The 2,340-nt window shown below is 61.8% G+C and carries 3 protein-coding genes; all 3 read left to right on the plus strand.

The genetic code is table 11. From position 1 onward, the window contains the following. Positions 1–230 precede the first annotated feature (230 nt). Entirely contained in the window at positions 231–530 is a 300-nt protein-coding gene (locus WBV42_RS06570; protein ID WP_423985316.1) for a hypothetical protein, read from the plus strand. Positions 531–700: 170 nt separating this feature from the next. After that, positions 701–1,624 carry a DMT family transporter gene (locus WBV42_RS06575; RefSeq protein ID WP_423985317.1) on the plus strand — a complete coding sequence of 308 codons (924 nt, stop codon included), beginning with the start codon at positions 701–703 and terminating at the stop codon, positions 1,622–1,624. A 62-nt stretch (positions 1,625–1,686) separates the two neighbouring features. After that, on the plus strand, positions 1,687–2,094 hold the full coding sequence (locus tag WBV42_RS06580; protein WP_423985318.1) for a hypothetical protein: 408 nt from the start codon (positions 1,687–1,689) through the stop codon (positions 2,092–2,094). Positions 2,095–2,340 lie beyond the last annotated feature (246 nt).

The following is a 2,340-nucleotide window of genomic DNA, read 5'->3' on the forward strand; positions in this document are numbered from 1 at the left end:
TACTCCCGTCGGAACGAGTGAGCGTCGTCCCTCGACGTTCTGGATTCGATACCGACAACTCCCTGTTTTCGACCGCGATTTCGAGTCGGCCGGACCAACCACGAACCACCGTCTCAGCCCCTGAGAACTTCACGAGCGCGAACAGTAGGGCCTCAATTCTTTTACAGGGGACGGGAGTAACCTTCTCCGTATCGTGCGATAGAACACAGCGGGTAACTCAGAAGGTAACCATGTCCACACAACGCCATCCCACTCACGGCGCGGCGAGCATGCGTCCGAACGACGAACGCTACGCGGTGGTCGTCGTCACCAGAAGCCAAAGGCTTCTGGTTAGCAGTCAGAACGCACGTTCTGACGACATCACGAAAGCCGAAGGGATGGAGGTAGTCCTGCACGGGCTTCAACGGCGACGGGCGGAACGAATCGCGTCCCGGAAGAACCGAAACCGTGACGCGATGACGAACGTCCAACCCGTGCGGGAGGACGAACTCGATGAGCGTAGCGTCCAACTGAAACACCCCGACGACTGATCGCAGCGATACACATCACGACGGCACTCCACGGGCTGTCGTATTTTTTCAACGAACTCCCGTCTCCGAGGTTACCCTACCGACCAGCCTCGCTTTTTTCCGAGGTTACCCTACCGGCCAACCTCGCTCCCGTCAACATCGCTTTATCCGTCCCCCGTGTCGGAACGGACGTGAGAAACTCCCGTTTCGTCGCCGCGCTGTTCGCCTACGTCGCGTTGGCGTGGGGCGGTTCCTACGTCGCCATCTCCGTCGGTCTGCACAACCTCCCGCCGGTGTTCTTCGCCGCGAGTCGCCTCGATATCGCGTCGGTCATCCTCCTTCCGGCCGTCGTCTACCGATACGACGACTGGCGGCCGAAACTGACGGGTGACTGGCTGACCATCGGTGCCGCCGGGTTGTTCGTTGCCGCCGGAGCGAACGCCTTCCTCTTCCTCGGCCAGCAATCGACCCCCGGCCCCGTCGCCGCCGTGATATTCGCGCTCAACCCGATACTGGCGTCGCTGTTCGCGTGGCTGCTGTTGCCGAGCGAGCGGCTATCCGTCGTCTCGGTGTTCGGCATCGTCCTCGGTATCGTCGGCGTCGCAGTCGTCGCGGAACCGAGCCCCGACATGCTCCTCTCGGCGGCGGGACTCGGTCCGTGGATCGTCCTCTGCGGCGCGGCCAGTCTCGGTTCCGGAACCGTCCTCACGCGGCGGTTCGAGACGACGCTTCCGACGCTCGTGACCACCAGTTGGGGCCTCCTGTTCGGCGGTCTCTTCCTCCACCTCGTGAGCGTGGGTCTCGGAGAGCACGTCTCGACGGGGTGGAGTTCGACGCTCCTGCTCTCGGTCCTCTATCTGGGGCTGATCGCCACCGCCGGGGCGTATTCGGCGTACTTTGAACTCATCGACCGCATCGGCGCTGTCCGGACCGCACTCGTCTCCTACGTGGTCCCGGTCGTCACCGCCATCGCGAGTTGGGTGATCGTCGGCGAGACCATCACCGTCCACACCGTCGTCGGATTCGTCGTCATCGCGGTCGGCTTCGCGTTGACGGAACGGCGGACGCTCATCGCGGGACTTCGTCGAAGTCGTTGGATCGAAACGGACGCGTGAGAGGGACGGAACGAGGTGGCGGAGAAAGAAATTAGTTGATTTACTGAGAATATTCGAGTAACATGGTCCGCACGGTTTCCGACTGGTTCCCCGACCGCCCGCCGACGTGGGGGGAGATACTTCCCACGACCCTGATCAGTTTCTCTTTGGCGGCCGATCCGTCCGTTTTCGATACGATTTCGTGGGCGTGGGTCGCCGTCGGATTCGTCCTGACCGGGATTGGCCTCGGCCCCGCTAGAGCCACAGCGCTCGGCAAACGGTTCGGGCAGTGGTTTCGGGACATCGGCGTCACCGGGCGAATATCGGCAATCATCCTCTTCTTCGTCGTCGCTTGGGGAACGCTGCTCACAGTCGAAATCCCGATTGCAGTAATCGATAGCTTCGTGGTTGGGATGTGGGCCGCCCTGATTCTGTATTTTCTCGCCCACATCGCCCACGCCGGTGAAATCAGCGGCTGGCGAGCGAGGTAAGGTGGGGACTGCTTCCGAAAGTTCCCTCGAAATCGAGACCGGTATCGTCCTCATGTCCGTCGTCAACCGCTCGAATCAGCTCACGGACGGATGATACGGAGACGAACGGTCGAATGTCCTAGTCCTCTTCCAGCGCCAACGCCTTGAAGAACCGTTCGGACACGATGTCGAACAGTCGCTCGTTGATGGCGGGCGAGCCCATGTCGCTGTCGGCGAAGATGCCGAGCGAGACCTGTCCTCCAGCGC

The organism is Haladaptatus sp. (genome assembly GCF_049589095.1).
Taxonomy (GTDB): Archaea; Halobacteriota; Halobacteria; order Halobacteriales; family Haladaptataceae; genus Haladaptatus.

What these genes read in the sequence shown, in the direction of transcription:
- WBV42_RS06570 (WP_423985316.1), top strand. Translation starts at nt 231, where the DNA reads ATGTCCACACAACGCCATCCCACTCACGGCGCGGCGAGCATGCGTCCG.
- WBV42_RS06580 (WP_423985318.1), top strand. Translation starts at nt 1,687, where the DNA reads ATGGTCCGCACGGTTTCCGACTGGTTCCCCGACCGCCCGCCGACGTGG.